17 protein-coding genes are annotated in these 23,674 nt (G+C 74.0%); 10 read left to right on the top strand and 7 right to left on the bottom strand.

From position 1 onward, the window contains the following. Nucleotides 1–15: 15 nt before the first annotated feature. The 6 genes from ACZ51I_RS06655 to ACZ51I_RS06630 all read left to right on the top strand — a co-directional run bounded on the left by ACZ51I_RS06655 (nt 16) and on the right by ACZ51I_RS06630 (nt 10,693). Nucleotides 16–1,521, top strand: coding sequence for an ACP S-malonyltransferase (locus ACZ51I_RS06655; protein WP_468872007.1), 1,506 nt, complete (start codon nt 16–18; stop codon nt 1,519–1,521). A gap of 21 nt (nt 1,522–1,542) precedes the next feature. Further along, nucleotides 1,543–6,912, top strand: a complete 5,370-nt coding sequence (locus ACZ51I_RS06650) for an SDR family NAD(P)-dependent oxidoreductase (RefSeq protein ID WP_468872006.1) — start codon at nt 1,543–1,545, stop codon at nt 6,910–6,912. A 68-nt stretch (nt 6,913–6,980) separates the two neighbouring features. Beyond that, nucleotides 6,981–8,582 (top strand): MFS transporter, encoded by a 1,602-nt coding sequence (locus tag ACZ51I_RS06645; RefSeq protein WP_468872005.1) that lies wholly within the window; start codon nt 6,981–6,983, stop codon nt 8,580–8,582. 59 nt (nt 8,583–8,641) lie between these two features. Continuing rightward, a complete protein-coding gene (locus ACZ51I_RS06640) occupies nt 8,642–9,277 on the top strand; it encodes an NADPH-dependent FMN reductase (RefSeq protein ID WP_468872003.1) in 636 nt (211 codons plus the stop codon). Beyond that, nucleotides 9,271–10,119: a thioesterase II family protein gene (locus ACZ51I_RS06635; protein ID WP_468872002.1), complete on the top strand. Its 849-nt coding sequence runs from the start codon at nt 9,271–9,273 to the stop codon at nt 10,117–10,119. Before ACZ51I_RS06640 ends, ACZ51I_RS06635 begins: the two co-directional genes overlap by 7 nt. Before the next feature lie 34 nt (nt 10,120–10,153). Further along, nucleotides 10,154–10,693: an NADPH-dependent FMN reductase gene (locus tag ACZ51I_RS06630; protein WP_468872000.1), complete on the top strand. Its 540-nt coding sequence runs from the start codon at nt 10,154–10,156 to the stop codon at nt 10,691–10,693. Nucleotides 10,694–10,813: 120 nt separating this feature from the next. Here the strand turns inward: ACZ51I_RS06630 and ACZ51I_RS06625 are convergent, their stop codons facing one another. Next, nucleotides 10,814–11,677: an SCO6745 family protein gene (locus ACZ51I_RS06625; RefSeq protein WP_468871999.1), complete on the bottom strand. Its 864-nt coding sequence runs from the start codon at nt 11,675–11,677 to the stop codon at nt 10,814–10,816. Nucleotides 11,678–11,901: 224 nt separating this feature from the next. On the opposite strand from ACZ51I_RS06625, the gene ACZ51I_RS06620 reads away from it, so the two are divergent. After that, nucleotides 11,902–14,016: a SpoIIE family protein phosphatase gene (locus ACZ51I_RS06620; protein WP_468871998.1), complete on the top strand. Its 2,115-nt coding sequence runs from the start codon at nt 11,902–11,904 to the stop codon at nt 14,014–14,016. 76 nt (nt 14,017–14,092) lie between these two features. On the opposite strand, the gene ACZ51I_RS06615 is transcribed toward ACZ51I_RS06620, so the two are convergent. From ACZ51I_RS06615 to ACZ51I_RS06595, 5 genes are all read right to left on the bottom strand, one after another. Further along, nucleotides 14,093–15,769 carry an acyl-CoA dehydrogenase family protein gene (locus ACZ51I_RS06615; protein ID WP_468871996.1) on the bottom strand — a complete coding sequence of 559 codons (1,677 nt, stop codon included), beginning with the start codon at nt 15,767–15,769 and terminating at the stop codon, nt 14,093–14,095. Between the two features lie 85 nt (nt 15,770–15,854). Next, complete coding sequence (locus ACZ51I_RS06610) at nt 15,855–16,475, bottom strand: TetR/AcrR family transcriptional regulator (protein ID WP_468871994.1); 621 nt, start codon at nt 16,473–16,475, stop codon at nt 15,855–15,857. A gap of 28 nt (nt 16,476–16,503) precedes the next feature. Next, the gene (locus tag ACZ51I_RS06605) at nt 16,504–17,307 is read right to left on the bottom strand and encodes a TIGR01458 family HAD-type hydrolase (RefSeq protein WP_468871993.1); all 804 of its coding nucleotides are present in this window, start codon (nt 17,305–17,307) and stop codon (nt 16,504–16,506) included. A 78-nt stretch (nt 17,308–17,385) separates the two neighbouring features. Further along, entirely contained in the window at nt 17,386–18,966 is a 1,581-nt protein-coding gene (locus tag ACZ51I_RS06600) for a glycerol-3-phosphate dehydrogenase/oxidase (protein WP_468871992.1), read from the bottom strand. Then, complete coding sequence (locus ACZ51I_RS06595) at nt 18,963–19,562, bottom strand: TetR/AcrR family transcriptional regulator (protein ID WP_468871991.1); 600 nt, start codon at nt 19,560–19,562, stop codon at nt 18,963–18,965. Before ACZ51I_RS06595 ends, ACZ51I_RS06600 begins: the two co-directional genes overlap by 4 nt. A gap of 75 nt (nt 19,563–19,637) precedes the next feature. On the opposite strand from ACZ51I_RS06595, the gene ACZ51I_RS06590 reads away from it, so the two are divergent. Together ACZ51I_RS06590 and ACZ51I_RS06585 are read left to right on the top strand one after the other, a co-directional pair. Then, complete coding sequence (locus tag ACZ51I_RS06590) at nt 19,638–21,233, top strand: FAD-binding oxidoreductase (protein WP_468871990.1); 1,596 nt, start codon at nt 19,638–19,640, stop codon at nt 21,231–21,233. 32 nt (nt 21,234–21,265) lie between these two features. Next, nucleotides 21,266–22,147: a diacylglycerol/lipid kinase family protein gene (locus tag ACZ51I_RS06585; RefSeq protein ID WP_468871988.1), complete on the top strand. Its 882-nt coding sequence runs from the start codon at nt 21,266–21,268 to the stop codon at nt 22,145–22,147. Nucleotides 22,148–22,168: 21 nt separating this feature from the next. On the opposite strand, the gene ACZ51I_RS06580 is transcribed toward ACZ51I_RS06585, so the two are convergent. Continuing rightward, nucleotides 22,169–23,218 carry a mechanosensitive ion channel family protein gene (locus ACZ51I_RS06580; RefSeq protein ID WP_468871987.1) on the bottom strand — a complete coding sequence of 350 codons (1,050 nt, stop codon included), beginning with the start codon at nt 23,216–23,218 and terminating at the stop codon, nt 22,169–22,171. Nucleotides 23,219–23,397: 179 nt separating this feature from the next. On the opposite strand from ACZ51I_RS06580, the gene ACZ51I_RS06575 reads away from it, so the two are divergent. After that, complete coding sequence (locus ACZ51I_RS06575; RefSeq protein WP_468871985.1) at nt 23,398–23,622, top strand: DUF6458 family protein; 225 nt, start codon at nt 23,398–23,400, stop codon at nt 23,620–23,622. Nucleotides 23,623–23,674 lie beyond the last annotated feature (52 nt).

The raw sequence follows: 23,674 nt of genomic DNA, 5'->3' as shown, positions 1-23,674 counted from the left end.
GGACGCAAAGGACGCATGATGGCGGTTGAAACGGTCTTCCTCCTGCCCGGCCAAGGGGGTTACACCCCTGGGCTCTTCGCCGGTGACACCTCGCCCGAGGTCCGGGAGGTCCTCGACACGGCCGACCGGATCGCGGCCGAGTTCGGGCGCGGCGGCGTCTCGCACCTGCTGACGAACCCCGACGCGCCCGCAGCGGCGGACCTGGTGCGCGCGGACTCCTTCGCCCTGCAACTCGCCGTGTTCACGGCGGCCGTCGGCAGCCACCGCATCGCGGAGCGGCAGGACACGCCGGACGTCGTGGTCGGGCACAGCATGGGGGAGATCGCCGCGCTGACGGTCGCCGGAGCGTTCAGCACGGCCGACGGGGCACGGCTGGTGTGCCACCGCTCGGAAGCCCTCCTGGCGCACTGCCCGGCGGAGGGCGGCATGGTGGCCCTGGAGCTTCCGGCCGCCCGCGCGGCCCACCTGGTCGGCGCAGTCGGCGACCGGGGGCTGGCCGTCGCCGTGTCCAACGCACCGCGCCAGACGGTGGTGTCGGGGCCCGACCAGGCTGTCGGGGTCGTGGCCCGGCTGGCCGGTGCGCTCGGTGTCCAGGCCACACGGCTGAACGCGCCGTTCCCCTTCCACAGCCCGATGCTCGCCGTCGCCGCGCACGCCTTCGGCGAAGCGATCACCGGCATCCGGCAGCATCCGCTGCGCGCAGTGGTGTACTCGCCGGTGGCCGGCGGCTACCTCCAGGACGACACCGACCTCAAGGCGCTGCTCGTCCGGCAACTCACCACGCCCGTGCGGTTCATGGACGCCGTCCGCGAGCTGCACGCCGACGGCGCGCAGCGCTTCGTCGAGTGCGGCAGGGCCGGACTGTCGGGGCTCGTGCGGCGCAGCGTGCCGGAGGTCGACACCCGTCACACGGCCACCGCGCGAGGCACCGACACCAGCCCAGCCCACACGACCGTGGAATCCGCTCCGGCAAACACGTCCGCGGCTGCCGCGCCCGTTCCGTCGGGGGCGAGTGTGCTGGACGAGTTGCGGGAGTTGTACGCGTCGGCGCTCGGGTATCCGGTGGAGGTGATCACGGGGGACGCGGATCTGGAGGCGGATCTGGGGATCGATTCGCTGAAGCGTGCGGAGATGCTCGGGAAGGTGTCGGCTCACTTCGGGCTGGGGGAGTCGGCCGTGGACGGCCGGTTCGTGGCGCAGCCGACCCTGGCCGACTTGGCCGGGCTGATCGACGAGGTCCAGGGCACGGCTGCCGCGCCCGTTCCGTCGGGGGCGGGTGTGCTGGACGAGTTGCGGGAGTTGTACGCGTCGGCGCTCGGGTATCCGGTGGAGGTGATCACGGGGGACGCGGATCTGGAGGCGGATCTGGGGATCGATTCGCTGAAGCGTGCGGAGATGCTCGGGAAGGTGTCGGCTCACTTCGGGCTGGGGGAGTCGGCCGTGGACGGCCGGTTCGTGGCGCAACCGACCCTGGCCGACCTGGCCGACCTCATCACCGCCGTCCGGCCGTCCGCGCGCTGATCTACGAATACGGGAGCCAGCATGTCCCTCGATCTCTCCGGCCGCACCGTCCTGGTCACCGGCGCCAGCCGCCCGCTCGGCACGGCCGTGGCGCAGCGGCTCACCGGGCTCGGCGCGCGCGTCGTGACCTGCGACGCGTACGACGCGGCCCGCGTCCGGGCCGCGCTCGGCACGGACGGCCGCCGCCCCGGCCTCGTCGACGCGCTCGTGAACGTCGTGACCGGCGAGTCGGGACCGCGCGACGCGCAGACGGCGACCGCCGGGGCCCTCGCCCTCCTCGGGCAGCAGGGGGACGGCGCGATCGTGCACGTGCTCACCGCCCCGCCGGCTCGGGAGGCGGTGGCCGGCCTCGTGCGCGACCACGCCGCCGGGACCCCGGAGCGAGTCCGCGTCAACGCCGTCATGGTCCCCGAGGACGCGGAGAGGTCCGGCGCCGAGGGCGTCGCGCAACTCGTCGGCTTCCTGGTGTCCGCCGACGCGTCGTCCGTCGACGGCAGGACCCTGCTCGTCGGCGGCGCGCCCACCGGGACGCCACCCGCCGACGACGCGGTCGTCGTCGTGGGCATGGGACTCGCCCTCCCGGGCGCGAGCACCCCCGAGCAGTTCTGGGAGCTGCTCACGAACGGCGAGCCGGTGTTCGGCGAACCCGGCGACCGGCTCGATCTGGACACCCTCTGGTCCGCGGACGCCACCGCCGAGGACAAGACCTACTCGCGCGTCTCCGGATTCATGACGGGCTTCGAACCTCACCCGCGCCTGCGGGAGGAACTGGAGTCCGGAGCCTTCGACAGCGACGAGTACACGGCGCTCTGGCTGCGCCACTCGCTGCTCGGCGCCACCGAGAAGGTCACCGTCCGGCCCGGTGACCGGCAGTTGTTCGCCGTCGGCCTCACCCCCGACGGCAGCCACCACCTGGAGCACAGCCTCGTCTCGGCCGGGGTGCGGGGCATCCTCGCCGGAGCGGGGGAGAAGCTGCCGGACACCTTCGGCGCGCTCTACCCCCTGGCCTCCGAGTCTCCCGAGGACGTGCTGCCGTACCGGATCGCCCGCATGGCCGCCCCCGATCTGCCGGACTCGGCGGAGATCGTCGTGGTGGACACCGCCTGTTCCTCCTCCCTGTACACCGTCGATCTGGGGGTGCGGGCGCTGCGCGCCGGTGAGACGGACGTGGCCCTGTGCGGCGGGGCCTTCGCGCTGAGCGCGCAGAACCTCGTGCTGTTCTCCAAGCTCCGCGGCCTGTCCCGGTCCGGTCGGGTCCGCGCCCTGGACCGGGACGCCGACGGCGTGCTCTTCAGCGACGGTGCCGCGATCCTCGCCCTGAAGACCTACGCCCGAGCCCTCGCCGACGGCGATCCGGTCCTCGGCTTCGTCGCCGGTTTCGGCGGCTCGTCCGACGGGCGGGGCAAGGCGATCTACGCCCCCAACGCCGCGGGCCAGACGATCGCCCTCGACCGGGCGTGGCGCTCCGCCGAGGTCACCTCCGAGGACGTGGACTGGATCGTCGCGCACGCCACCGGCACGCCGACCGGCGACCGCACCGAGATGAGCGCGCTCACCCAGAGCGCGGGCCCGGACAAGACGTGGACCATGACGTCCAACAAGTCGCTCGTCGGTCACGCCGGCTGGGCGGCGGGAGCGGTCTCGGCGATCCACGCACTCCTGGCCATGCGGCACGAAGTCATTCCGGCACAGAAGCAGTTCGCCGAGCTCCCCGAGGGGGTCCCGACCGGCGTCCACGTCCCGGTCGACGACGTCCCGTGGGCCGCCGCCTCCGGGCGCCGCCGCACCGTCGGAGTGTCGGCCATGGGGTTCGGCGGCACCAACGGCCATCTCGTCCTCACGGACAAGCCCCCGGCCCGCAGCGAGACCTCCGCCTCGCAGCCGGCGGAGGACGACCCGGTCGTCGTGGTGGCCCAGGGCGCCCACCTCCCGGGCGACCCCGACGAGGAGCGCGTCGCGCGCTGGCTCGCGGGCGGCCCCGCCGACTGGCCGTCGTCCTTCGGCGACGCCTACCCCCTGCCCTCGCCACTGGAAGCCCGGCTCGCGCCCTCGGCGATCGCGGCGATGGACCGCAGCCAGCTGATGGCCCTGCGCTGCGCGGACCTCCTCGCGGGCGACTGGACCAAGGACGAGGAACTCACCGCGCGTACCGGCGTACTCGTCGGCCACACCGGACCCACCAGGGCCGCTCTCCGCTCCGACCTGCGCTGCTACCGCGACGACCTGATCGGCAAGCTCACCGGCCCCGCGGGCATACCGCCACAGACGCTGGACGACGCGGTGCGCGCCCTGTCCCGCCCCGTCAACGAGGACGCCTACCCGGGTCTCATGCCCAACGTGATCGCGGCCCGGGTGGTGCAGCGGCTGGATCTGCACGGGCCGAACATGACGCTCGACGCGGGCCGGGACTCCACCAACTCGGCCCTGGCCACCGCCGTCCGCTACCTGCGGGACGGAGAGATGGACCTGGCCGTGGTCATCGGCGTCAACGCCACGACGGAGCATGTGCCCACCCACGGAAGCAAGGAGAACGCGGAGGCCGCCGTCGGTTTCGTACTGACCCGGCTGAGCGTCGCCCGGAAGCACGGCATGACCGTCCTCGGCCGGGTGGAGCTCGCCACGGCGGACACGCCCGTCGAGCCCGAGGACCGCGAGCCCGTGCGGGAACGCAACCACCGAGGTGCCGAAGGCGCCGTGGCCGTCCTCCAGGCTCTGCGTTCCTCGCGGAGGCGGACGGTCGTCCGGCCGCTGGAGGACGACCACACGCCCGCCCTCGTGGTGACCCCCCGGCCCTCGGCCGAAGAGGCCCCCGCGCCGGAAGCCGCCGGCGCCGTGGCGGGCACGGAGGAGACGGCCGGCTCCCTGAGCGGGCACCTCGCGCGGCACGCGCTCGCCCTGCGCCCCGTCCCCGTACGGACCGTCCGCCCCGAGGTGGCGGCGGTGCCCGCCGGAAGCCTGGTGCTGACCGACCGGCCGAGCGACCTGAGGGACGCCGGGATCCCGGCGGACTGCCTCGTCGTCGCTCCCGGGACCGCCCCACGCGACGCCACCCTGCCCTTCCCGGTGGTCCACCTCGACGCGCCGGAGGAACTGGAGCGGCTGCTGACCACCGACGGCCGGCCGTTCCGGCAGCTCCGCGTCGTCGTCACCGGATCGCGGGCCGGCACGTCCGGCTGGGACGTGCCCCAGCGCGTCCTGGACCTCCACGACCTGGCCTTCGTGGCGGCGAAGCACCGCGCAGAAGCGCTCGACGGCGGCGGCTGCCTCGCGGTCCTCGCCCTGGACGCCGTGGACGGCGCGACTCCCGTCCCCGCCGTGGGGCTCTTCGGCGGTCTCGTCCGCAGCCTGTCCCAGGAACTGTCCGGCGGTCTGGTCTTCGCGCTGGTCGTCGACGGCACGGACGCGCGGGCCGGCCTGGCGCGGCTGGCCGTGGAATCGGCCGCACACCGCCACATCCCCGTCGCCTACGACATGGACGGTGTACGGCACGAGCTGATGCTGCTGCCCGTAGACGCCCCGGAGGCCGACACGGGGCTCGGACTGCCGGACGACCCGGTGATCGTGGCCACCGGAGGCGCCCGCGGCCTCACCGCCCACCTGGTCCACGAACTCGTGGCCGGCCGCGCCCCGCGCGGCGTCTGGCTGCTCGGCACGGGCCCCGCACCCGACCCGTCCGCGACGGCCCTGGCCCGGCTGCCCCGCGCCGACGCCCTGCGGGAACTGATGGTCCGCTATCCCACCGAGACCCCCGCCGCCCTGAGCCGCCGCTACGACCGTGCGGTCCAGCAGCTCGAACGCACCCGCACGCTCCAGGAGTTGCAACTCTCCTGCGGGGCCGGGCGGGTCCACTACCGCCAGTGCGACGTCCTGGACCCCGACGCCGTACGCACGGTGATCGACGAGATCCTGGCCGCGGAAGGCCGGGTGGACGTCCTGGTGCACGGCGCCGGCCTGGCCCGCTCCGCCGGAATCGCCCGCAAGAAGCTCGACGACTTCCGTGCCGTGCGGGACGTGAAGGTACGCGGCTACGCGCATCTGCGGGCCGCCCTCGGGACCCGGCGCCCCGCACTGTGGTGCAGCGTCAGCTCCGTCTCCGCGTTCACCGGACTGCGCGGCGAGCCCGACTACGGCGCCGCCAACGAGTTCCTGCTGCTCGCCGCCGCCCACGCGCGGGCGACCGAGGGCTCGGACGAGGTCGCGCTCGCCTCCGGACTGTGGGTCGAATCGGGCATGGCCTCGGCGGACACCCCGAGCGGCGCCTTCCTGGCCAGGCAGGGCGAGATCGGGCAGCTGACGGACGTCCAGGGCCGGGAGTTCTTCCGTACCGAGCTCCGCGGCCGCGGCAGTCACGGCCTCGCGACCACCTGGATCGGCGACGCCGACTGGGCGACCCTGCAACGCGGGGCGCCCGGATTCCGCGCGGCCTGCGAGGACGCGGCCGAGAGCGCACCGGAGAGGCGCCGCACCCCGTCACCTGCCCCCCGGCGGGCCTTCCTGACGGGCCCCGCGCGGTACGACGGCGCGTCGGCGGCGTGGACGTTCGACGTCGGCCTCGACGAGCACCCGTACCTCCTGGAGCACCTCGTCGACGGCCGGCCGACCGTACCCGGCACCTTCATCCTCGAGATGGCGGCCGAAGCCGCGGCCGAGCTGGCCCCCGGCATGGTCCCGAGGCGCATCACCGACGTCGTCCTGTCCCAGTTCATCCGGGCCGCCCGGCACCGCTGGCCGCGGACCCTGTGTGTGACGGCCGCACGCGACGGCGACCGGGTCCGCGTACGGATCACCTCGCCCGCGGCCGGCCCCGTGCCCGAGCGCGAGCACTCCCGCATGGTGGTGCACCTGGCCCGCTCACTCCCCGACGGGCCGCGCGTCCCGGCCGTCCCGGCCGGCGGCCACGACGCCCCCAACACGTACGAACTCCTGGGCACACCGGTCGAGTTGAGGGGTGTGTTCGGTGCGCTGCGCCGCCCCCGGCTGGAGGCCGACGGCGGCTCGGCGGACCTGCGGCTCGACCTCCCGCCGGGCGGGGGCGTGTTCTCCCGCTTCATCCTGCCGAGCGTCGCTCTCGACTGCCTGCTGCGTACCTCCGTGCTCGACGGCAGGCGACCGGGAGACGTACCGGTGATGGTGCCCACGGCGCTCGGCTCCGTGGACCTGTACACCCCGGCCAACGACAGCGAGCTGGCCGCCGGATGGCCGGACGGGCTTGTTCTCCGGCACTGGTTCGACCCCGCGACCGGCGAGGAGCGCTGTGCCGTGGCAGGACCGGACGGCCGCGCCCTCGTCCAGGTGACCGGAGTCGAGGGGGCGGAGAAGGGTTCGTACGACCCCGGGACCCGGAGCTGGCGTTCCGGGCCGGCAGCGAGCCGCACGGGAGAGCCCGTGTGACCCCGACGCGTCCGAAGAAGACCGACAAGAGCGGCACACGAGTGCCGCGGAGCAATGAGGAGAACGTGATGTCAGCCGAAGCAGCAGTCGGCAATCAGGCGGAGAGCGGGCCGCCGGCCGACCGGGCCCGGTCATGGACCCTGGCGCTGGCCTGCGTCGCGATGTTCATGCTGATGCTCGACGTGACCGTCGTCAACGTCGCCCTGCAGGACCTGCGGACCTCGCTGGGGGCGGACTTCTCCGACCTGCAGTGGGTGATCGATTCGTACACCCTGACCCTGGCGGCCTTCCTCCTGACCGGCGGCTCGCTCGCCGACCGGCTGGGCCGCAAGCGGGTCTTCAGCGCGGGCCTGGTCCTCTTCACGCTCTCCTCGCTGGCGGCGGGTCTGGCGCAGGACGTCCTGGCGCTCAACATCGCCCGGGGCGTCCAGGGCGTCGGCGCCGCGGTCCTGTTCGCCGTCGGGCCCGCCCTGATCGGCAACGAGTACCGGGGGGCCGACCGGGGGAAGGCGTTCGGCATCTTCGGCGCCGTCGCGGGTCTCGCCCTGGCCTTCGGCCCGCTGATCGGCGGCTTCCTCACCGACGCGCTCAGCTGGCGCTGGATCTTCCTGATCAACGTACCCATCGGCGTCGTGGCCCTGATCGTGGGAGCCCTGCGCCTGAGGGAGTCGAAGGAACCGGCCGCGCACGGCGTCGACTGGCTCGGCATGCTGAGCTTCGGCCTCGGCCTCAGCCTCCTGGTGCTCGGATTCCTGCGCGGGGAGTCCTCCGGCTGGACCAGCGCGCCCATTCTCGGGGCGTTCGCGGGCGGCGTCCTCCTGCTCGTGGTCTTCGTCGTCCTGGAGAAGGCACGCGGCGAACGGGCCATGTTCGACCTCTCCCTGATGCGCACGCCCACCTTCACCGGAGTCTGCCTGGCCACGCTGCTGTCCAACGCGACCAGCCTCGCCGCCGTCTTCCTGCAGATCTCCTACGTGCAGAACGTCTTGGGGTACTCGCCCTGGGAGACCGGACTGCGTTTCATGCCGATGATGATCACCCTGTTCATCGTCTCCGGGGTCACCGGAGGCCTCCTCGCCAAGGCGGCACCCGGCGTACTCATCGGCCTGTCCATCGGCTTCATCGCCCTCGGCATGGGCCTCATGGTGCTCGTCGGCCCCGACGACTCGTGGACGGCGATGCTGCCCAGCATGATCGTCACGGGCATCGGCATGGGCCTGTTCAACCCCCCGCGTGCCGCCGTCACCATCGGCGTGGTGCGGCCCGAGAAGGCCGGCATGGCCTCGGGCATGGGGGAGACCTTCCAGCAGGTCGGCGTCGCCGTCGGCGTCGCGGCCTTCGGCGCGCTCTTCCACCACAAGGTGGTCGACGCCTTCGCCTCCTCGGCCACGGGCACCGGCCTCGGCGCGGACGCCGAGGCCGTGGGCCGGCAGGTCGCCACGGGTGGCACGTCGGGCCTCGCCGACGCGGTGAACGCCTCCGTACTGACACAGGTGACGGCGGCGGCCCGGTCGGCCTTCGTCGGCGCCCTCGCCGACGTCATGGTCGTCTGTGCCGTGGTCGCCGCCGTGGGCGCGGCCATCGCCTTCGTCACCATCCGCCGCCGTGACCTGCACGAGAGCGCGCAGAGCCAGCCCATGGCGGCGGCGCCCGATACGGCCACCGCCTGATCACGGCGTCCGCACACGCACACCCGCAGGACCGGCGAGAGGAATTGGGGCGAATCCCTATGCAGCAGACCGTGAAGGTGGTCGGAATCGGGGGTTCGCCCCGGCCGGACTCGACGGCCGAGCGGGCACTCCGCGCCGTACTGACCGCGGCCGAGCGACAAGGGGCGGAGGTGTCGCTCATCGGCGGCGCCGAGCTGGTGATGCCCCTGTACGACCCACGGGACGAGCTGCGCTCGGCGCGGGCGCTCCGGCTGGTCTCCGAGATAGCCGCCGCCGACGGCCTCGTCCTCGCGAGCCCGGCCTACCACGGCAGCGTCTCGGGACTCGTGAAGAACGCCCTCGATCACGTCGAGGAGCTGCGCGACGACACCCGCCCGTACTTCAGCGGGCGGGCCGTCGGCAGCCTCGCCGTCTCCCAGGGCTGGCAGGGGGGTGCGTCCACGCTGGCCGCGCTCCGCGACGTCACCCATGCGCTGCGCGGCTGGCCCACCCCCCTCGGCGTCGTCGTGAACACCGCGACGGCCGGCTTCGGGGCGGACGGCGCGTGCACCGATGCGCACCTCCAGCGGCAGCTGGAGACCATGGCGGCCCAGGTGGTGGACTTCGCCCGGATGACCGTCCTCGCGTCGGCGGCACGGGACACCGCCGGCGCCGAGGTCCTGTCGCCGGCGGGGAACCGAGGACGCGCGTGGTGACGCCGACGGCCGCACGGCCGGCCGGACGACCGCTGACCCACGGCGCCGTGACCTGCCCGCGGCCCGTGCCGGGGGCCGCGCTGCGGCTCTTCCTCTTCCACCACGCCGGAGGCTCGCACCTCCTCTACAGGAACTGGGAGGACGAGTTCCCGGCCGACTGGGAGGTGTGCGTGCTCGACGCCCCCGGCCGGGGACGACTGAGCGACACCCCCCTGATCGACAACAGCGACGAGTTGGCGGCCTTCTTCTCCCGGGAGATCCTGCCCTGGACGGACCGCCCCTTCGCCTTCTTCGGGCACAGCATGGGCTCCCTCGTCGCCTACGAACTGACGCGGCGCCTGGCGGCCGAGGGGCGCCCCCTTCCCGTCTGGCTGGGCGTCTCCGCCTGCGGCGCCGCGCCGCAGCACGCCCACGGCTCGACGACGCCGCGCGCACGCCACCTGCTCACCGACGGCGAGCTGAGGGAATGGCTCCGGTCGGTGGGCGGCACACCGGCCGCGGTCCTGGACGAGGAGGCGACCTGGCGCCACTTCGGGCCCACCTTCCGCAACGACTTCGCTCTCGTCGACACCTGGCAGCCGGACGTCGACGCCGCACCGCTGCCGACTCCCGTCTCGGCGTTCGGCGGTGACGGCGATCCCGTGGTCGGAAGGGAGCGGCTGGCCGCCTGGGCGGGCCGGACGGAGCGCTTCCTGGGCCTGAACATGTTCGAGGGCGGGCATTTCTATCTGTCGGATCACCGCCGCTCGGTCGCCCGGCGCATCACCGCCGCGGTGGCGGCGGCGCGCCGGACGGAGCGGGGGCAGACCTCGATCCGCGACCGCGCGCTCGGCAAAGCCTGAAAGCAGGAGAGTCTTGAAAGCAGGAAAGGAACAGATGAAATTCGTCGCCTTCTCCGGGAGCCTGCGCGCCACCTCGCTGAACACGGCGGTGGTGCGCACGGCTGCCGAATTGTGTCTGCCGCCGGTGTCGATGACGGTCTACGAGGGGCTGGGAGAACTGCCCTTCTTCAACCAGGACGTGGAGGCCGAGTGCCCGCCGCCCGCGGTCCTGGCCTTCCGCGCGCTGCTGGAGTCCGCCGACGCGGTGCTCATCTCCAGCCCCGAGTACGCGCACGGCACCTCCGGTGTCCTGAAGAACGCCCTGGAGTGGGTGGTCGGCGGCGGTGAACTGGTGGACAAGCCCGTCGCCGTGGTCACCGCGTCGCCGTCGATGACCGGGGGCGACAGGGCCCAGGCGTGGGTCAGGGAGACCCTGGAGGTGATGGGCGCGCACATCCTCCCGGAATCGCTCCCCATCCCGCTCGCGAGCGCCAAGGTCGCGGACGGCCGGGTCCACCACGAGGAGACCCGGGCCGCCCTGCAGGACCTGCTCGCGGCGATGGCCCGGGCGGCGAAGGAGCGCGCGGGGGAGTGAGGGGAGCGGTCCCGGCCGCGTGGGCCGGGACCGGCCGGCGCCGCGCCGGGTCCGGAGGCGGTTTTCTGGGCCGGCCGGTCCGGACCGGGCCGGACCGGACCGTGCCCCGTCCGGATGGCCTCAGCGCTTGCCGATGTCCTTGAGCGGCAGCCCCCCGCCCTCCAGCACCGTCCTGGAGAAAGCGCCCGCCAACTCGGTGAGCCGCCGGGTGCCTTCAGCCCCCAACCGTTCATAGGGAGCGACGTCGAGACGGTCGGTCTCGGCCTCGACGGCACGGCGCAGCTCCGCCCCCCGCTCGGTCAGCTCACCGTCGGCGCCGAGAATCCCGCGCTCCGCCAGCCGCTCCCGGGCCGCCGCCCACTCCTCCGGCGACCAGCCCCGCGCGGACTGCAGGTACCCGGGCCGCCAGTTCGTCCCGGTGGCCGTGTGGGACACCAGGGCCTCCAGCCCGTCGAGCCCCGCCGCGGCGAGCGCGATGACGTGACCGTCCCCGCGGTGCTCACGCAGCAGGGTCGTGGCGTGCCACAGAGCCAGGTGCGGCGCGTCCGGGACCGGCAGGTCGGCGTTGGCCGAGTACAGCGGACGGCCGGGCCGACGGCAGCCCCCGGCCGCCCGGAGGGCCAGCTCGGCGGCCTCCGCCATCTCGGGGGAGTGCAGTGCCTCCCGTCCGAGGAGCCGTGCGAGGTACGCGTCCGTGATCCGCAGCCGGGCCTCCAGGACGGCGGCCGGGGAGGCGACGTCCCAGACACGGGGAACGTGCCGTGCGACGAGCGCCGGGTGGAAGTTGTAGAAGGCGGCCGTGACCACGCCGGAGCCGACCGCCCCGAAGGGAGCGGCCCGCCCGGCCAGATACGCCATCGGACCGTTCTCCAGGCCGAGTTCCGCGTAGGTCGCGTCGTGCTCGGACGAGAAGTAGTACGCCGCGTGGAGGGGGTGGTGAGCGTTGAAGCAGCGCCGGGCCTCGCGGGGGGATATCGCCGTCATGCCCCCCACGCTACGCGTCGCACGACCCGGCAGGAGGCCACAAAGGCCGACCCGTTCCGGCTCGCCGCGGCGCTCGTCACCGGGCCGGGCGTCCCCCGTTCGGAGCAAGCCCGATCGTGCCGCGGCAGCGCGGGGTGGAGGGTGGACCGCACAGCCATGACAGGCAGGTACCCATGTCCCGAGGACTTCCCCCCTTGTTCACGCTGGACCGTCGAGGACAGGTCGTGAGCTGGAGCGAGCGCGCCTCGGAGCTCTTCGGGCAGTCGGCGACGCAGGCGGTCGGCCGGAACGTCTTCGACATCGCCGGCGCCGCACCCGCTGACCACTCCTGGCGTGCCGGCCCATCGAGCCACGGCTCCTCCGAAACGCTCTGGGGCGTATGGGAGGACCGGCCCGGGGGTGGCGACCTGGAGGAAGCCGTGCTCGAAGCCGTCTTCAGCCAGTCCGAAGTGGGCCTGCACGTCCTCGACTCCGACCTCCGTGTGGTGCGGGTCAACCGTGCGGCGGTCGGTCTCCGCGGGGTTCGCGAAGAGGACATCCTCGGCAGGACGGCGACGGAGGCGTACGCGCAGACCGGTGTCGCCCTCGTGGAGAGCGAGCTGCGCGAGGTCCTCGTCTCGGGGCGGCCGATGCGCAACCGCCTGGTGCGGGGCCGTGTGCCCGCCGCCCCGGACCGGGAACGGGTCTTCTCCGTGTCCGTATACCGCCTCGGCGGGGGTGAGGGAGGCCCGCTCGGCCTCGTCGGCACCGCCATGGACGTGACGGACCGCGAGCGGACCCGGGAACGCCTCCGCCTGCTGAACGACGCCCGCGCGAGGATCGGGCGCACCCTCGACGTGGAGCGTACGGCCCAGGAACTCATCGACGTCACCGTGCCGGCCTTCGCGGACCGCGTCCTGGTGGCCCTGACGGACTCGCTTCTGCCTGGCACCGTGCCCGGCGCTCAGGGCGACGAGGGGGCCGCGCTCCTGCGGTGCGCCGCCACCGCGGGCATGGGCCGAGGGCTGCCCGCGGTCGGATCGGTGCTGCTGCCGGGTCTGTTCGGCGAGCCGATGCCGAACGCGCCCGTGCTGGTCGGCGGCCGGGGATCCGAGGGCGCGGTCCGGCTGGTGGCGCCGCTCCTCGCGCACGGCCGGCTGCTCGGGGCCGTGGAGTTCCAGCGGGCGGCCGGGGCGGACGCGTACACGGACGAGGACCTGGAGCCGGCCCAGGGGATCGCCACGCACACGGCGACCTGCCTGGAGAACGCGTTCCGGTTCACCCGTGAACACATCGTCATGACCGCCCTGGAGAGCCGGCCCCGCCGGCAGGGTCGGCAGACGCAGCGCGCCGCCGAGATCGTGCAGCGCCCCCGCTCCGGCGGCGCGGGAGCGGGGGCGTGGTTCGACTTCTTCCCGCTGCCGAGCGCACGCGTGGCCCTGGTCGTCGGCCGGGTCGAGGATCCGGGACTCAGCGCGGTGGCCACGATGGGTCGGCTGCGGACCGCCGTGTACAGCCTGGCGACGCTCGACCTCGATCCGCACGAGCTCCTCGCACGGCTGCACTCCGTCACCGTACGGCTGGCCCGGGAACAGGGGGACGGGGACGAGACCGACGAGCCCACCGCGAGCTGCACGTTCGCCGTGTACGACCCCGTCAGCGGCAGACTGGACCTCGCACGCGCCGGCGGCTCCCTCTGTGCGGTGGTCCGTCAGGACGGGTCCCTGGTGCACGAATTCGTCGGCGAGGGGCCGCTGCTCGGTGCGGACGGACCGCCGTTCGCCAGCGCCGAACTCGTTCTGCCCGCCGGCAGCACGATCTGCCTCGCCTCCTCGGCCGAGGGCGAGAGACTCCCGGAGACCGGCAGCCTGGCCGCGGCACTGGCCCGCCCCGAGCGTGACCCGGAGGAGATGGCGGACGACGTGCGGCGGCTCCTCGCCCCGGACCACGTCCTCCTCATCGCCCGGACCCGCCGTCTGCCGGCGGAGGACGTGGCGCAGTGGGACGTCCCGGCGGAACTGTCCGCCGTCGGCGCCGCCCGCGGGAAGGCGGCGGAACGCCTCCGGACCTGGGCGCTGCCCGTCGATCCGTTCACCGTCGAGCTGATCGTCAGCGAGCTGGTCACCAACGCGATCCGGTACGGTGCGGGGCCGATCACCCTGCGGCTCATCAGGGGCGCCACGACGCTGACCTGCGAAGTCCAGGACAGCGCCCAGAGCGCCCCGCACCTGCGTCACGCCAAGGCCGTGGACGAGGGCGGACGCGGTCTGTACATCTGCGCGACGCTCGCCGAGAACTGGGGCGTGCGCTATGTCGGGGACGGCAAGACGGTGTGGGTCGAAGTGGCCCTGGGCGGATGAGGCGGGGCCTCGGGAGGGCGGACGGGACGAGTCGGCCCTCCCGAGGGCCCGCCGGTGCGGCGCCCCCGGGGCGGCCTCAGCCCCCGGCGCCCGGGAGGCGGTCGATGATCCCGCCGAGATCGGTCCGGGAGGGCAGGGTGCCGAAGGCGAGGCCCTGGTCGCCGGCCAGCCGGGAGCCGCAGAACGCGTCGGCCACCGCGTGAGGCGCGTGCCGTACGAGCAGGGAGCCCTGCAGGACGAGGGCCATGCGCTCGACCAGACGGCGGGCGCGCAGCTGCGCGTCCTCCGTGAGGAGCAGTTCGCCGCGCAGCTCCCGCCAGGCGGCGTCCAGTCGCGCGTCGGCGCCCGCGGCGGCCTCCACCTCCGTACGGAACGCGTGGAGCGACTCCGGTTCGCGGGCCAGCGCACGGAGGACGTCAAGGGCGTTGACGTTGCCCGAGCCCTCCCAGATGCCGTTCAGGGGGGCCTCGCGGTACAGGCGCGGCATGCCCGACGCCTCGTCGTACCCGTTGCCGCCCAGGCACTCCAGGGCTTCGGCGACGGCGGCGGGCTGGCGCTTGCAGACCCAGTACTTGCCGACGGCCGTGGCCAGCCGCAGGAACGCCCGCTCGCCGCCGTCGCCCCGCTGGGCGCGGTCGGCCGCGCCGGCGAGCCGGAGGGCCAGCGTGGTCGCGGCCTCCGACTCGAGACCGAGGTCGGCGATGACGTTCCGCATGAGCGGCTGGTCGATGAGCTTGGCGCCGAGCACCGAGCGGTGGCGGATGTGGTGCGCGGCCTGCGCGAGCGCGGCCCGGGTCCCGGAGGCGGACCCGAGGACGCAGTCGAGACGGGTCATGGTGACCATCTCGATGATGGTCCGCACGCCGTGCCCCTCGGGGCCGACGAGCCAGGCCACGGTGTCGTCGAACTCCGGTTCGCTGCTGGCGTTGCTGCGGTTGCCGAGCTTGTCCTTCAGCCGCTGGATACGGAAGGTGTTGCGGCTGCCGTCGGGGAGCACCCGCGGCACCAGGAAACAGGAGAGACCGCCGGGCGCCTGGGCCAGGACGAGGAAGAGGTCGTTCATCGGGGCGCTGGTGAACCACTTGTGGCCGCGCAGCCGCCAGGTGCCGTCCGCGGCGGCGACCGCGGCGGTGGTGTTGGCGCGGACGTCGGTACCGCCCTGCTTCTCCGTCATGCCCATCCCGGCGAGCAGCCCGCGCTTGCCGGCCGGGGCGCGCAGCCCGGGGTCGTAGACGCGGCTGGTGAGCAGCGGCTCGTACTCCCCGGCCAGGTCGGGGGCGCTGCGCAGGGCAGGAACGACGGCGTACGTCATGGAGACCGGGCAGCCGTGGCCCGCCTCCGCCGTGCTCCACACCATGAAGCCGGCCGCGCGCGCGACATGGGCGCCGGGCCTGCTGTCCGCCCAGGGCGCGCCGCCGAGGCCTTCGCCGATCGCCACGTCCATCAGGGCGTGGTACGAGGGGTGGAAGTCGACCTCGTCGACACGGTTGCCGTAGCGGTCGTGGGTACGGAGCTCGGGTTCGTGGCGGTTGGCCTCGTCGGCCCACCGCTGGACCTCCTCGCTGCCGGCGAGGCGGCCGATGCGGTGCAGGTCGTCGACGTACCAGGCGGCGCCCTCGCGGCGTACGCCTTCGAGCAGGACGGAGTCGTCGGCGACGTCGTGGCCGACGAGCGGCGGGACCTGGTTGGTCACCTCGTGGGTCTGCGCGGTGGGGTTGCTGCGCAGCGGCGGGACGCCGGTGGTGGCGGTCATGGACGGTCCTCCAGGTCGTGGGGCGGGGCGGCGGCGCTTCGGTGGGGCGGGTCGGCGACGCTTCGGTGGGCGGGATGCCGCCGCTTCAGTGGGGCGGTTCGGCGACGCCCGCGCCCGCGCAGCGCAGCGCCACGGCGGTCAGTTCGGTGAGCAGCGCGTCGGCGGAGCCGGAAGGGGGCGTGCCCAGGGGGTCGACGAGCACCTCGCCGACGGCGCCGGTCAGTGCGGCGGCGGTGATGTCCGCGTCCTGGGCGGGCAGCAGCCCGGCCGCCATGCCCTCGCGGACCACCTCGGCGAACAGCTCGCGGTAGCGGCGACGGAACTCCAGCCGCTCGGCCCCGAGCGCGGGCTCGGCGGGTGCCGCGAGCAGCGCGTACGCCAGACCGCCGCCCTCCAGGGCGCGCCGGGCGAAGACCCGCACCCCGTGGGCCAGTCGCTCCACCGGGTCGCCGGGGCCCCGGAGCACCTCGCCCAGTACCTCCACCTCCCGCCCCGAGGCGCGCCGGAAGACCTCCACGGCGAGCGCCGCCTTGGAGGGGAAGTGCTGGTAGACGGAGCCGGCCGAGATGCCCGCCGCGGCGGCGACCGCGGTCACGGAGGCGTTGGCCCACCCCACCTCCGCCACCACATGGGTGGCCTGGTCGATCAGGCGCTCACGGGCGGCGCGGAGACGCTCGAGCTCCGCGGGAGTCTTGCGATAGGCCATACGAAGAAGTGAACCACCATTCAGTTCTTCATTCCAGACCTGTGCGACCTGTCGCGCCGAGGGAGAGCAGGCCGGGAAGGTCCGCGAAGGAGTCGAGGACGTGGTCGGGCGTGCCGGAGGCGGCGTGGTGCGTCTCGGGGAGGTACTTGCCCGTCTTCACCAGCACGCCGGTGATGCCGGACCGCTGTGCGGCCAGCACGTCGGACTCGATGTCGTCGCCGACCATCAGAGCCTCAGGGGCGTCGGCGCGGAGGTGGGCGAGGGCGCTCGTGAAGAAGGCGGGTGACGGCTTGCCCGTCACCTCCGCCTCCGTTCGGGCGGCCTTCTCGAGCCCTTCGATGAAGGCTCCGGTGTCCAGGTCGAGGCCGTCCTCGGTGCGCCAGTACAGGTTGCGGTGCATGGCCACCAGCCGGGCCCCGCGCCGGAGTTGCCGGAAGACCCGGTTGAGGGCCTCGTAGCCGAACTCGGGGCCCGCGCCGCCGAGTACGACCACATCCGCGTCTCCCTCGTCCACGAGGGTGACGCCCTGGAGGTCCTCCCGCACGTCACCGCTGTTCAGCAGGAGACAGCGCGCGCCGGGGTACCGCTCGCGCAGATGTGCCGCCGTGGCCGCGGGGGCGGTCAGGACGTCCCCGGCGTCGACGGGGAAGCCGAGGTCCGCCAGACGTGACGCGATGGCGGCCCTGGTGCGGGAGGTGTTGTTGGTGACCAGCGCGACGCGGAGACCCGCGTCGCGCAGCTGCTCCATGGCCGCCACCGCTCCCGGCAGGGCCTTCCAGGAGACGGTGAGGACGCCGTCGATGTCCACCAGGACCGCTCGGATTCGCTCCATGGGGCCGACCGTAACCCAGGGATCCCGGCGAACGGCCGGTGCGACGCGGGCGGACAGGCACGCCGACGGCGCCGCTCGTCACCGCCTCTGGTGGATACGGGCGAGGGCCTCGCGGGCCGCGCCCTCGGCCGCAGAGCGGTCCTCCGGGACCAGGCCGATGCGGGTGCGCCGGTCGAGGAGATCGGAGACGTCGAGGGCGCCCTCGTGGCGGACGGCCCACACCAGTTCGGCGCCCGTGACGGGGTGGCCCGGCACGACGGGCGCGGCGAGGGAGGGGTCCTCGGCCCCGAGGGCGTGTACGGCCGGAGCCTCCGAGCCGTAGCGGTGGACGAGCCGGGCCGGGACGGCCGGCCCGGCGAGGGACCGCGGCCGGGCCGCGCCGACCAGGGGCACGGAGGCCGTCCGGCACGGTCCGGCGGTCAGGCCGCTCGCGGACGCGGCGGCGTCGACGGCGTCCTGGGCCATGCGGCGGTAGGTGGTCAGCTTGCCGCCGACCACGGTGACGACGCCCTCGGGAGAGGTGAGAACGGCGTGCTTGCGCGAGATGTCGGCGGTGCGGCCCTCCGCGTCCCGGGTGTCCAGCAGCGGCCGCAGGCCCGCGAACGCCCCGATCACGTCGGCTCGGTGGACGGCGACGTCGAGCGCGGAGCCCAGCACGTCCAGGAGGAAGCCGATGTCGGTCTCGGGGACTTCCGGCACGTCGGGGACGTCGCCGTCGACGGGTTCGTCGGTGAGGCCGACGTACACGCGTCCGTCGCCCTGCGGCAGGACCAGGACGAAGCGGTTCGTCTCGCCGGGGATCGGGATGTGCAGCCCGGCGGCGAGCCTGCCCAGGTCCTCGGAGCGCAGCACGAGGTGGGTGCCGCGCGAGGGCCGGAGCCGTACGTCGTGGACGAGACCGCCCGCCCAGACGCCGGTCGCGTTGATGACGGTACGGGCGCGGACGCGCAGCTCCTGGCCGGTGAGCTCGTCGCGGACCAGCGCGCCGTCGCCGTGGAGTTCCAGGGCCCGGACGCGGGTGAGGACGCGGGCCCCGTAGGCGGCCGCGGTGCGGGCGATCGCGGTCACCAGACGGGCGTCGTCGGAGAGCCTGCCGTCCCAGGAGAGCAGTCCGCCGCGCAGGCCGGTCGACCGGAGCGCCGGCGCGAGGTGCCGGGTTTCGACCGTGGACAGCGTGCGGGGCCGCGGCAGCGTGCCGCGCGAGGTGCGCGCGCCGAGGCGCAGCAGGTCGCCCGCGAGGAATCCGGCGCGGGCGAGGGCGGCCTGCCCGCGGCTGACGAGCGGGGTGAGGGGGAGGACGAAGGGCTGGGCGCGGACGAGGTGGGGGGCGGTGCGCTCCATGAGGATGCCGCGCTCGACGGCGCTCTCGTGGGCGACGTCGAGCTGTCCGGAGGCGAGGTAGCGCAGGCCGCCGTGGACCAGCTTGGAACTCCACCGGGAGGTGCCGAAGGCGAGGTCGTGGGCGTCGATCGCGGCGACGGTGAGCCCGCGGGTGGCGGCGTCGAGCGCGGCTCCGGCTCCGGTGGCACCGAGCCCGACGACCAATACGTCGACAGTGTCCGCTTCGGCGAGCCGCTCCAGTTCGCGCAGGCGCCGCCGGGCGTCGAGCGAGGAGCCGGGCAGGGCGGGGCCGTCGGTGGTGCTGCTCCTGGGGGTCACGGGGTGAGGGTCCTCTCCAGCAGGGTGCGCAGCTCGCCGAGGAAGGCGGCTTCGCTCAGTTCGGGATCGGTCTCGTCGGTCATGGTGCGCAGCGAGAGCGTGAATGACTGGACGACGAGCAGCAGTGACCTGGCCTGCAGGTCCGGCCGGACGCGGCGTACGGAGCCGTCCTCGTGGCCGTCCTCGAGCGCCGTGTGGAGGAGCCCGAGGAGGGCGTCCTGGCTGGCGCCCCGGCGGTCGAGGATGTACGGCAGCAGCAGTTCGGGGTCGACGTCGAGGATCTTGTGGAACAGCGGATGGGCCCGGAAGGCCGCGGCGCCCCCGACGAGTCCGTCGACGATCCGCTCCCGTTCGGGCCGGTCGTCGTCGGGGCCCGGCATGGCGCCGGCGGCGACGGCGATCCACTCACGGGTCATCAGGTCGCCCACCAGGCTGCGCACGTCGGGCCAGCGCCGGTAGAGCGTCATCCGGGACACGCCCGCGCGCCGGGCGACGTCGGTGAGGGTGGTTCGGCGTACGCCGACGGCGAGCACGCAGTCGCGGGCGGCGTCGAGCACGGGATCTGCGTCCACATGGTTGTGACGAATGGGCGTCATCTGTCACAGTGTAATGCCAGCGCAGGCCGAGTGGCAGCGTCGTCCGTGAAACAGACCGTAAGGAACCCCTTCGAAGTGGACATGTTGTGGAGCGGCTGGGGCGACCCGGCCAAGGCGTCGCCCCTGCCCGAGTCGGTGACCGGTCTGCTGCGGGACCTGCTCGGCGTCACCCCGCGCGAGAGCGGCCCCGCCGACCTCGCCGACATCGAACCGCCCGCCCCCGCCCTGACCGACGAGGCCCGCACCGCCCTGCGCACGGCCCTCGCCGCGCCCGACGGCCTGCGCGATGACGCCGAGAGCCGCATCCGGCACACCCGCGGCAAGTCGACCCCCGACCTCCTGCGCATCCGCGCCGGCGAGGTCGACGACATCCCCGCCGCCGTCCTCCTCCCGGCCGACCACGACGAGGTCCTCGCCGTGCTGCGCGCCTGCGCCGAGCACGGCGTCGCCGCCGTGCCCTTCGGCGGCGGGACCTCCGTCGTCGGCGGCCTCGCGCCCACCACGAAGCGGCCGTTCGTCGCACTCGACCTGCGCCGCCTCGACCAGCTGCTCGCCGTCGACGAGGTGTCCCGCACCGCGACCCTCCAGCCGGGTCTGCGCGGCCCCCGGTGCGAGGCCCTGCTCAACGAGCGGGGCTGGACCCTCGGACACTTCCCGCAGTCCTTCGAATGGGCCACCGTCGGCGGCTTCGCCGCGGCCCGCTCCAGCGGCCAGGCATCGGCCGGATACGGCCGCTTCGACGAGATGGTCCTCGGCCTGACCGTCGCCACCCCCGAAGGCACCCTGGAGACGGGCCGGGCCCCCCGCTCGGCGGCCGGCCCCGACCTGCGCCAGCTCGTCCTCGGCTCCGAAGGCACCCTCGGCGTGATCACGGCGGTGACCGTACGCATCCGCCCGCTGCCCGCGAAGCGGATCTACGAGGGCTGGCGCTTCACCTCCTTCGAGGCCGGTACGGCGGCGCTGCGCCGCCTCGCCCAGGACGGCCCGCGGCCCACCGTGCTGCGCCTCTCGGACGAGACGGAGACCTTCATCGGCCTCGCGCAGCCGGACGCCATCGGCGGCAGCGAACTCCCGCAGAACCCGGGCTGCATGGCCGTCGTCGGCTTCGAGGGCACCGAGGAGGAGACGGCCGCCCGGCGGGCCGCCGCCCGCGAGGTCCTGCTCGCCTGCGACGGCGAGTTCCTCGGCGAGGAGCCCGGCGACCGCTGGGAGCACGGCCGGTACGACGCGCCCTATCTGCGGGACGCGCTGCTCGACGCCGGAGCCTTCGCCGAGACGCTGGAGACGGCGGCCTTCTGGTCCGCGATCCCCGGCCTGTACGCGGCGGTACGTGACGCGCTGACCGGCACCCTCACCGAGGCCGGCACGCCACCGCTCGTCATGTGCCACATCTCGCACACCTACGAGAACGGCGCCTCCCTCTACTTCACCGTCGTCTCCGCGCAGGGCGAGGACCCGGTCGCGCACTGGGCGCCGGTGAAGCGGGCGGCCAACGACGCGATCCTGGCGGCGGGTGGCACCATCAGCCACCACCACGGCGTCGGCACCGACCACCGCGACTGGTACGCCCGCGAGATCGGCCCCCTCGGCATCCGCATGCTCCAGGCCGTCAAGGCCGAGGTCGACCCGGCCGGGGTGCTCAGCCCCGGTGTTCTCGTCCCCGTCCGCTGAACCCTTACTCCCGCCGCCCGGAGGCCAGATCCATGCGACAGTTCACCGCCGTCGTCAACCCCACCGCCGGGGGCTCCAGCGGCACGGCGGGCCTGCTCCCGCTGGCCCGGCTGCTCCGGGAGGCGGGGGCGGAACTCGACACCGTCTACAGCCGCAGCCTGGACCACGCGCGCGAGCTCGCCCGGGACGCCGGCGCCCGGGGGCACGTCGTGCTCGCCGTCGGCGGTGACGGCATGGCCGGCTGCGTCGGCGGCGCGCTCAGCGGCACCGACACGGTCTTCGGCCTGGTCCCCGCGGGCCGGGGAAACGACTTCGCCCGCGCCCTGGGGCTGCCCACCGAGCCCTCGCGGCTCGCCGAGACCCTGCTCCACGGCGAGCCGCGCGCCGTCGACACGATCGAGGTGGAATCCGCCGTCCACGCGCGGGTCCGCGTCCTCGGAAGCGTGTACGCGGGCGTGGACGCCGTGGCCAACCGCCACGCCAACGCCTCCCGGGTGCTGCGGGGCGCGGCGTCGTACTACGCGGGCGGTCTGCGCGCGGTGCTCGCCTGGAGGCCCGCGGCGTACCGGCTGACGATCGACGGGGTGCGCCACGAGCGCACCGGTTACACGGTCGTCGTGGCCAACTCCGGCTTCTACGGCTTCGGGAGGAAGGTCGCGCCGGACGCGCGCGTCGACGACGGACTGCTCGACGTCGTCGTCATCAAGGAGGCGCCGAAACGCCTCTTCTTCGCCATGATGAACGAGCTGAAGACGGGCGCGCACGTGCGGCGCCCCGAGGTCGAGATCCTGCGCGGCAGGGAGATCCGCATCGAAGCGGACCGCCCCCTGCCGTACGGCGCGGACGGCGAGGTCGACGCCACCCTCCCGGTGACCCTCAGGGTGCGGCCCGCCGCTCTGCGCGTCCTCGCCTGACCGGTCGAGGACGGCCGCCGTTCAGGACCGTGTCGCCTCGTCCATCTGGGCCGTGACGATGCGGGGGAGCGCCTCGGGGTGCTCCCGCGTCAGCCAGGCGACGAGCTCCTCCCGGACGGCGACCCGGGTGGACCACAGGTCGTCGGCGTCCTTCGCGGTCACCAGGGCGCGCACGGTGATGCCGGTCGGCGAGGTGTCGGTGACGGCGAGGTCCCAGGCCCGGCCGTCCCAGCCGGGGCAGGTGTCGAGAAACGCGCGCAGATGGGCGCGCATCAGCTCGACGGGCGTGGAGTGGTCACAGTGCACGAACACCGTCCCGGTCAGCTCGTTGCCGCCGCGCGACCAGTTCTCGAACGGGCGGGAGGTGAAGTACGAGACGGGCAGGGTGACCCGGCGCTCGTCCCAGGTCCGGACGGTGAGGAAGGTGAGGGTCACCTCCTCCACGGTGCCCCACTCCCCGTCGACGACCACCGTGTCGCCGATGCGGACCATGTCGCCGAAGGCGATCTGGAAGCCGGCGAAGAGGTTCCCGAGGGTCGACTGCGCCGCGACACCGGCCACGATGCCGATGATGCCCGCCGAGGCGAGCAGCGACGTCCCGAGCCCCCGGAACGAGGGGAACGTGACGAGCGCGAAGGCGGCGGCGATGACGCCCACGGCCACCGACACCACCCGGGTCAGCAGCGTGACCTGGGTACGGACGCGACGCAGCCGTGCCGCGTCACGCGTCCGCCCCGCGTACCGCGCGTACGAGGACTCCACGACGGCCGAGACGAAGCGCACGGCCAGCCAGGCACCGCCGCCGATCAGGCACAGCAGAAGTATGTGGTCGAGCGCCGCGGAGCGGTCCAGGAGCGGCGGCCACTCCGTCGCGCGGTACGACCACCGGAACAGCGCGCTCAGCAGGACGACGTGCAGCGGCGTACGGCACCGCCTCAGCAGTCCCCACAGCGGTGTGCCGGGGCGGCGGGCGTCCGCGTACCGCGCGAGCATGTCCGCCGCCCGGCCGGCGGCCAGAGCCACCACCACCGAGCCGCCGAGGACGATCGCCAGTCGAACAACGCTTTCCATGACTCCCCAGTCGACGAACGGAACGTGATCGTCCCTCTCGCCTCACCGCCGGCCCGCCCGGCAAACACGGCCGCCACCGGAGCGCGGGCGGCCCCCCGCCGACGCGCTGTCGTCCTCGGGGGGATGAGAACGCCGGAGCGGGGTACCCGAGGCCCGTCCGACCCGACAAGGGAGGAAACATGGGTCTCGGAGTCTGCATCATCCTGATCGCCGTAGGAGCCATCTTCACCTTCGCGACCGACTGGGAGCTCGACGGGGTCAACCTCGACCTGGTGGGGCTCATCCTGATGGCCGTGGGCATCATCGGCACCGCCGTGTACACGAGCATCCTGCGCCGCCGCCGGATGGTCGTCCCCCCGGTCGCCCCGACGGTGACCGAGGACGACCGCCGGGACCTGCTCTGAGGTCCCGCCCGAGGCGACGGCGGCGCTCCCGCGCGGCTGGCGGTCCCGGGAG

It is taken from the genome of Streptomyces sp. NPDC034084 (assembly GCF_055575535.1).
The sequence above is the reverse complement of the archived record's forward strand: the minus strand, read 5'-3'. Positions and strand labels throughout refer to the sequence as shown.

Coding starts and splice junctions, on each gene's coding strand:
- ACZ51I_RS06655 (WP_468872007.1), top strand. CDS start 16: ATGATGGCGGTTGAAACGGTCTTCCTCCTGCCCGGCCAAGGGGGTTAC.
- ACZ51I_RS06575 (WP_468871985.1), top strand. CDS start 23,398: ATGGGTCTCGGAGTCTGCATCATCCTGATCGCCGTAGGAGCCATCTTC.
- ACZ51I_RS06585 (WP_468871988.1), top strand. CDS start 21,266: ATGCGACAGTTCACCGCCGTCGTCAACCCCACCGCCGGGGGCTCCAGC.
- ACZ51I_RS06595 (WP_468871991.1), bottom strand. CDS start 19,562: ATGACGCCCATTCGTCACAACCATGTGGACGCAGATCCCGTGCTCGAC.
- ACZ51I_RS06580 (WP_468871987.1), bottom strand. CDS start 23,218: ATGGAAAGCGTTGTTCGACTGGCGATCGTCCTCGGCGGCTCGGTGGTG.
- ACZ51I_RS06640 (WP_468872003.1), top strand. CDS start 8,642: ATGCAGCAGACCGTGAAGGTGGTCGGAATCGGGGGTTCGCCCCGGCCG.
- ACZ51I_RS06645 (WP_468872005.1), top strand. CDS start 6,981: ATGTCAGCCGAAGCAGCAGTCGGCAATCAGGCGGAGAGCGGGCCGCCG.
- ACZ51I_RS06615 (WP_468871996.1), bottom strand. CDS start 15,769: ATGACCGCCACCACCGGCGTCCCGCCGCTGCGCAGCAACCCCACCGCG.
- ACZ51I_RS06630 (WP_468872000.1), top strand. CDS start 10,154: ATGAAATTCGTCGCCTTCTCCGGGAGCCTGCGCGCCACCTCGCTGAAC.
- ACZ51I_RS06605 (WP_468871993.1), bottom strand. CDS start 17,307: ATGGAGCGAATCCGAGCGGTCCTGGTGGACATCGACGGCGTCCTCACC.
- ACZ51I_RS06650 (WP_468872006.1), top strand. CDS start 1,543: ATGTCCCTCGATCTCTCCGGCCGCACCGTCCTGGTCACCGGCGCCAGC.
- ACZ51I_RS06625 (WP_468871999.1), bottom strand. CDS start 11,677: ATGACGGCGATATCCCCCCGCGAGGCCCGGCGCTGCTTCAACGCTCAC.
- ACZ51I_RS06610 (WP_468871994.1), bottom strand. CDS start 16,475: ATGGCCTATCGCAAGACTCCCGCGGAGCTCGAGCGTCTCCGCGCCGCC.